The organism is Lactococcus sp. UBA7128 (assembly GCF_002492185.1).
GTDB classification, from domain to species: Bacteria; Bacillota; Bacilli; order Lactobacillales; family Streptococcaceae; genus Lactococcus; species Lactococcus muris.
The window spans coordinates 29330-36351 of sequence record NZ_DKXK01000073.1; the positions used below are offsets into that span (position 1 = coordinate 29330).

The 7022-nt window shown below is 40.7% G+C and carries 9 protein-coding genes; 2 read left to right on the forward strand and 7 right to left on the reverse strand.

The genetic code is table 11. The features are described 5' to 3' along the window. Positions 1-1148 (forward strand): 2-oxo acid dehydrogenase subunit E2 (locus B4H39_RS07875; RefSeq protein ID WP_286927559.1); only part of this gene is annotated, 1148 nt, incomplete at its 5' end. A gap of 23 nt (positions 1149-1171) precedes the next feature. Then, positions 1172-2593, forward strand: coding sequence for a dihydrolipoyl dehydrogenase (gene lpdA, locus B4H39_RS07880; protein ID WP_202230101.1), 1422 nt, complete (start codon positions 1172-1174; stop codon positions 2591-2593). Positions 2594-2624: 31 nt separating this feature from the next. Here lpdA and recO read toward each other — a convergent pair whose 3' ends face one another. From recO to B4H39_RS07915, 7 genes are all read right to left on the reverse strand, one after another. Beyond that, complete coding sequence (gene recO, locus B4H39_RS07885) at positions 2625-3392, reverse strand: DNA repair protein RecO (protein ID WP_251422133.1); 768 nt, start codon at positions 3390-3392, stop codon at positions 2625-2627. 277 nt (positions 3393-3669) lie between these two features. Beyond that, positions 3670-4062, reverse strand: a complete 393-nt coding sequence (locus B4H39_RS07890; RefSeq protein ID WP_251422136.1) for a DUF722 domain-containing protein — start codon at positions 4060-4062, stop codon at positions 3670-3672. A gap of 89 nt (positions 4063-4151) precedes the next feature. Further along, positions 4152-4451 (reverse strand): hypothetical protein, encoded by a 300-nt coding sequence (locus B4H39_RS07895; protein WP_251422139.1) that lies wholly within the window; start codon positions 4449-4451, stop codon positions 4152-4154. A 182-nt stretch (positions 4452-4633) separates the two neighbouring features. Beyond that, the gene (locus tag B4H39_RS07900) at positions 4634-5077 is read right to left on the reverse strand and encodes a hypothetical protein (protein WP_251422142.1); all 444 of its coding nucleotides are present in this window, start codon (positions 5075-5077) and stop codon (positions 4634-4636) included. A gap of 5 nt (positions 5078-5082) precedes the next feature. Next, positions 5083-5688 (reverse strand): hypothetical protein, encoded by a 606-nt coding sequence (locus B4H39_RS07905; protein ID WP_251422145.1) that lies wholly within the window; start codon positions 5686-5688, stop codon positions 5083-5085. Positions 5689-5872: 184 nt separating this feature from the next. Then, positions 5873-6016, reverse strand: coding sequence for a hypothetical protein (locus tag B4H39_RS07910; RefSeq protein ID WP_251422148.1), 144 nt, complete (start codon positions 6014-6016; stop codon positions 5873-5875). A gap of 86 nt (positions 6017-6102) precedes the next feature. Further along, complete coding sequence (locus tag B4H39_RS07915; RefSeq protein ID WP_251422151.1) at positions 6103-6549, reverse strand: hypothetical protein; 447 nt, start codon at positions 6547-6549, stop codon at positions 6103-6105. Between the last annotated feature and the right edge of the window lie 473 nt (positions 6550-7022).

The window sequence follows — 7022 nt, forward strand, 5'->3', positions numbered from 1 at the left end:
AAATCTTGTCTCCTTACTCTGGTAAAGTTACAAAACTCTTTGTTGAGGCTGGAACAACTGTTGAAGTCGGCGCTCCACTTATCGAATACAACGGTAATGGTGCTACAGCCGCTCCTACATCAGCTCCGCAAGCAGCTCCAACAGCAACTGCCGATACAGCAGCTTCTGCTCCTAAAACTGAGGGTGGTGCTACAACACGTACGACTGCAGACGGCCGTGTTCTTGCGATGCCATCTGTACGTCACTATGCGCGTGAACACGGTATTGATTTAACTCAAGTTCAAGCTACAGGTCGTCATGGCCATACAACCTTGGCAGATGTCAAAGCCTTTGCTTCTGGCGCAGCTGCTCCTAAAGCTGCAGCTTCCGCTGAAGCTAGACCAGCTCCTAAGGCTGATGCAGCTAAACCTGTTGCTCCTAAACCAGCTCCAGCCCCTGTACAAGCAGCCGAAGGCGATCGTCGTGAGCCAATGACACCAACGCGTAAAGCTATCTCAAACGCGATGAGTACACAAAATGCAAATATCCCTGCGGTTACTAACTTTGACCAAGTGGAAGTCTCTAAACTTGTTGCTCACCGTAAAGAGTACAAAGAAATTGCGGCTAAACAAGACGTTAAACTTACTTACCTTGCTTACGTGACTAAAGCCTTGGCTGCTACAGCTAAGAAATTCCCAGAAATTAACGCTTCTATCGATGGTACAGATATCGTTTACCATAATGATGTAAACATCGGTATCGCCGTAAATGCGCCAAGCGGACTTTATGTGCCTGTGATTAAAAATGCCGATAAGAAATCAATCTTTACCATTGCTAAAGAAATTTCTGAACTTGCTGAAGCGGTACGTACAGGTTCTATCAAACCAGACCAAATGCGTGGCTCAACAATCACAATCTCAAATATTGGTTCTGCCCGCGGCACTTGGTTTACACCAATTATCAATGGCTCTGACGTTATGATTCTCGGTCTTGGTTCAATCGTTAAAGAACCTATCGTTAACGCTGAAGGTGAACTAGCTGTTGGTCAAAACATGAAGCTTTCTGTGAGCTATGACCACCGTCTCATCGATGGTATGCTCGGACAAGGTTCATTGAACTATCTTAAGAGTCTTTTGGCTGACCCAGCTTACATGCTCATGGAAGTTTAAGAAGAAAAGAGGAAAGAATAATTATGGTTGTTGGTGCACAAGCCACTGAAGTAGATACAGTTGTCATCGGATCAGGCCCTGGCGGTTACGTTGCGGCCATCCGTGCGGCTGAACTCGGTAAAAAAGTTGTTGTTATCGAAAAAGATAACGTAGGTGGGGTCTGCCTTAATATTGGTTGTATCCCTTCAAAAGCCTTGATTAATGTGGGTCACCACTATCAAGACGCCCTTAAACAAGAAGCAGGCAAAAGTCCGTTTGGGCTTTCTAACGGTGAAGTAAATCTTGATTGGGCAGCTGCTCAAGCATGGAAAGATGAAAAAGTTGTGAAGCAACTCACTGGCGGTATCGCAATGCTTCTGAAAAAGCATAAAATTGAGTTGATTAAAGGAACTGCTGAATTCATTGATAATGAAACAATCAACGTAGAACAAGAAGACGGTTTCCAACTCTTGAACTTCCAAAATGCAATTATTGCTACAGGTTCACGTCCAATTGAAATCCCAAGCTTCCCTTACGGCGGACGCATTATTGACTCTACAGGTGCGCTTAACCTTAAGGAAATTCCTAAACACCTTATCATCGTTGGTGGTGGTGTTATCGGTTCTGAACTTGGTGGGGCCTACCGTATGTTGGGTTCTAAAATCACTATCGTTGAAGGCTTAGACCACATCTTAAATGGTTTTGATAAAGAAATGTCAGACATCATTGCTAACCGCGTAAAAACTGCTGGTTCAGAAATCTTCACTTCTGCTATGGCAAAATCTGCGACTCAAACAGATACAGATGTTACTTTAACTTTCGAAGTAGACGGTAAAGAACAAACAGTTACTGGTGACTACTTGCTCGTATCAGTAGGTCGTCGTCCAAATACTGACATGTTAGGTCTTAACAATACTGACGTTAAGTTGACAGATCGTGGACTTATCGAAGTCGACGATTCATTCCAAACTTCTGTACCACACATCTATGCTATCGGTGACGTTGTTCCTGGACCAATGCTCGCACACAAAGCATCATTCCAAGCAAAGATTGCTGCTGCTGCCATTGCAGGCGGAGAAGACGCTGTTGACTTGCATATCGCCCTCCCTGCTGTTGCTTATACCACAACAGAGTTGGCTACTGTAGGTGAAACACCTGAATCTGTAAAAGATCGCATGGATCAAGTTAAAATCAGCAAATTCCCATTTGCAGCTAACGGTCGTGCTATCTCAATGGATGATACAACTGGTTTCATCCGTTTGATTACAGACAATAAAGAAGGTGCCGTTATCGGTGCTCAAATCGTTGGTCCTGGGGCTTCTGACTTGATTTCAGGTCTTGCTCTTGCGATCGAAAACGGCTTGACTTCGAAAGATATCTCATTGACTATCCAACCTCACCCAACACTTGGTGAAGCGATTATGGATACAGCTGAGATTGCTGACGGATTACCTATACATATCTAAGTACATAAAAAAGCATCGAATTGATGCTTTTTTATGTAGGTCCGTTTTTCATAACATCGGCCCAATCTTTCATACTGTCTAAAAATTTCTTAGATTTCAAATGAATCCCCACATATTCATCATAGAGTCCATCAATAAATAAACGAATTTTCTGCTTCATCTCCTCCTTAACAGAGATTTTTTCAAGCTGATCTAAAGATATTTCTTGAAAAAGGTTGACCAAGTAAATAACATTAGGATCCAGCTGCAAGCGTCGCATATCCTCATCAAAATGATTTTTGCAAAGGCAAGCATTAAACTTATAGGAATAATCAAAAGGACCTTGCTGACTATGACAAAAAGCACATTCCTTACAGTTCAAACTAACCCCAAAACGATTTAAAACTTGTAACTCAAAAATATTCGTAATAATTTCCTTATCAAATCCTTGGTTCAGCAAATCCAAACATTTAATCAAAAAACCATATAAGGCTGAATCATATTGGTTATCAGGTATAGCTGCATCAGCCAAACTAATGATATAGGAAGCATGAGCATTAAGAAAAATATCCTCGCTGATATGCTTGTACATGACTGTTTCACCTACATCATCAAGAAAAGAAAGACCTACATCATTGATTGTCCCTGTAAAATTAGAGGAAGTAAAATTTTGAAGACTACTAGAATACTTAGAATGCGCGAAATTTTTGACAAAAAACATGCGCTTGCCAAAAGACTCTGTAAAAATCTTGACCAACTTGTCCTTTTCACGATAATTTTTAGTATACAGGACAAGCCCGCGGGTTTCAACACTCTTCATTCTTATATTTTACCACACCACTAAAATAAGGTCTAATGAGTGTCACTAAACGTAAAATATCGGTGATAATGCAAAATTAAGTCTAAATAACATACAATGAATTTCAACTAAAACGTAGTTAAAAACGTAACTATTTTTTGTCAGGCAAGGGGCTGTATATCGTTGATATACGGCTTTTTTCATACACAAATCACGCGCATTTTTATTTTTCTAAATATGGCTTTCTAATCTAACATAGATAAGCAAGTCAGCACAGGAATTAAAATCGGAAGCCTGCTCAAATACTTAAAAGGTCTCTGATACTGTCTTTGAATTTGCAGTTAATTTTGTACAACGCTTTTCGGCTGATATACATTTCAATTGATACACCAGACCAGTTTAGCCCGCGCTTATGGTAAAGAGCGAGAGCCTCCTTTGTATCCTCGTCAGCTATTGACCAATAAATATCCAAGATTTCCTTTTGATACTTCAATTCAGCTAAACGATCGTCACTTTCCACACGTATATAGGCTGCTTCTTGCGGTGCGGTATTGTTGCGCTGAACTTGCACACCTAAGCTATCTTGGTGTTTTGGCCGTCTCAAATAAAGCTCACGCATCTTAATTGCTGCATCAAGCCGTCCAGTTAGATAGTCGCCTATCAAGCGATCAAGTTTATCTACTTTTGGCATCGTTACCTCCTCAAAAATGGTATAATAGATTTACAGTTTTTCGATGAAAGGACGTCGCCCATTGCGTGAGGGGTGGCGTTTTTTACGCCTTATTGTCTACCGTTCAATCGGCAGGCTGGGCTACAATAGACAGCCTCAGCTTTCACAGGCTCACCACACATGCGGCATTTCTTGGATTCAGTCGCTGAGGTAGATTTACCCTTTTCGGGACGTTGACCATTGCCTGAGCGACGTTCTCGCATATACTGCCTCATGTAATCAGGGTTTTTATTTTCCCAATTCTTGCGGACAGATTTTCTTGCTTCCTTACGGCAGGCATTGCTACAGTAGCGTTCTTGTCTGCCTGTAAAGAACAATTTCCCGCATATTTTGCACGGTCTTTGGCTCATTTTCGGGCCTCCTTTGTTAATGTTAAACACACGCATGAGAAAAAATGTACAGTGACGGCGTGAAGCTCGGGCTCATCCCAGGGGAGGGTGGTATCCCCCCCTCTTTTTGTTTTTTCTGAGTCGGTTTCAAGATTTTTAACGTGCCATTTTTTGAATGCTTAACAAAAATATTTTTTTAATAATTATTTTTTAAAAAGATTTTCTGTAAAGTTGCGATAAGCCTTATCTTTGTTAGTCTCATACGATTCAGACTCTGGAACTGGATCGGTTGAACCTGTAAGCAGTTTGCGATAAGCTGCGTCTCTGATTTTCTCAGCCTCAGACTTAACGCCTTGGTCATTATACTTGGCTTCAATCTCAGCAGTCATTCGCTGCTTCTCAAGTGCCATCTCCTCGGCTCGCTTGACCTCGGCTTCCTTGCGCTCAGATTCAAAGGCTTTTCGTGATAGTTCAATTACATCAGACCGTTCTTTTGTGTGCTTATCACTGAGTTTTTTGAAGTGATTGTGCATGCTTTCAGTCTGCTTTGTCTCGCGCTCCTTGCGCTCAGCTTCTGCATTTTTAAATAGGACAGGGATATTAATTTCAACTGACCCATCTTGATTCTGTTTAAGTGATGTTGCCATAATAATTACCCCCAGTATTTATTGTTACTATCGTTCTCGGTCTCGCCATTACGTTTGCCAAGATAGGATAGTTTAATTTTGGCTTTATAAAACTGATGTACCGTTTCATTTGGCTTGTACTCTTTGGGTTGAGTGAAGCGCCGACCATTCTTCGTGATAAAGCCTGCTTGATCTTTGTAAAGATCGTACTGCACTGTGTGCATGAGTTCATTTGCCTTTGAGGTAACTGATCGCGATTGGCCTGCAAGTGATTGCAGCTCGGCAACTAGGGCAGCAGCTTTTACATTCAATTCCTCTTGCATGTTGTCCGCGGTCTCTTTGATAACGTTCAGCATAGAAGTGTATTCATCTTTACCGACAAGCATCTCGTTTTCGAGTTTGCTCTTTTGCTTTTGATACAATTCTTTTGCGTGCTTAGCAGACCAGATTTCATCCTTAGCTTTGTTGTAAGCCGCAACGTCCACCACTTCCTCGGCAGCAAGTAAGGCTTTATCTGCTTTGGTTTGAGCTTGCTCAGCTTTTAGGATATTATCCGTTGCTACTTGAATAGCTGTTTGGTTTTCTGTTTTCAATGCTGAAAAGTGATTCTCAATTTGTTCAAAGTCATTCATTTATGTTTTCTCCATTTTTCTATTATTTTTGGTGTTCTTCAATATGTGTAGGTTCTCTCACTCTCATATCTGCTCTCTTTCTTATGGTAAGTATATAGTATAATCGGAAGTCGCTTAACAAGCTGTAACTCCTTTTGCTCACTGTATTTATAGCCCTTTAATAAAAATCATTAAAACAGCCTATTTATTCGAAAAGTTTTACCTCTCCTCCCTCTGTCTCACCCTCATATCGAACTCCATTCTTGCGTTGTAAAGGTCTTGCTCTAAAGCCCAAGAAAGAGTTATCGGCATTGAGTGGATCGCGCTTGTCTATCTGTTTCTGTGGCAATGGCTGGAACTCCTCAGCGAGTTGTTCCAGCCCTCGACTTGGTATGCCTGTGATGAAGTCACAGACTCTAATTATCTTGTCTATGGTTATTCCTCCACTTTAGCGATGTATTTTTTTCTTTTGAACAGTCGCCAGTAGATGCTGATGATTTCTAGGATTGGACGTAATCCAATAACTAGCGGATTAGGATTGTGTGAATAAAGCCAATCCATGAAGCTATGGGCTTCTTGTTGGTCCATTCGGAGACGTTGAGCAATCTTTGAAACGCTTTTTTCATAGTGGGCTTTAAGCGCTGAATATTCTGCCTCTAATTGCTCCGTTTTTGCTCGTGTTTGCTCTAGCCGTTGCTTCAAATATTCACTTTCTGTTATTAGAAAGTCCTTGTAATCTTGCTCTTTGATGTATACAAGTTTGGGATGTTCTGCAAGTATCAACTCCATGACCTCCTTGTCAGCTCCACCAGATTTCACTGCATCGATTATTTTCAAATAGAGTTTGTCTTTCTGTTCTTGGGTTAGGTCTGTAAGTTCCATTGGTGTAATTTCCTTTTTTCTAATTTTTTTAATTTGCTAAGTGCGCTAAATGTTAACTTTTGTTAAGTCCTCGCAAATGACAGGTTTTGACAAGTTGCTAAAAATATGTGGTTTTCTGAGGTTGCTGACATCTATAAGCGCCTGCCTATTCTCACGTTCCCATAGTCATCTATACTAATTTCTGCCATATATTGCATAGCGGTAGAGATTTCTTCTAAGTTCTGGTTTAATGCGCTCATTTCTTCAAGAATTTTTTTCAAATTCAGTCATTTCTATTTTCCTTTCAATTACCCACCCCCTTGCCCTTTAATCCTGATATTGTTCCCACTCCCTACCAACACTACTACCTCTATAAAACCAGTAATTATAAGGTTTCAAAGGGTGTCGGTAGGAAGTAGGAGTATTTTCTCTATATATAAGGTATATTTTGGTATTTTGGTATTTTGGTATTTTAGTATTTTAGTATATTAATA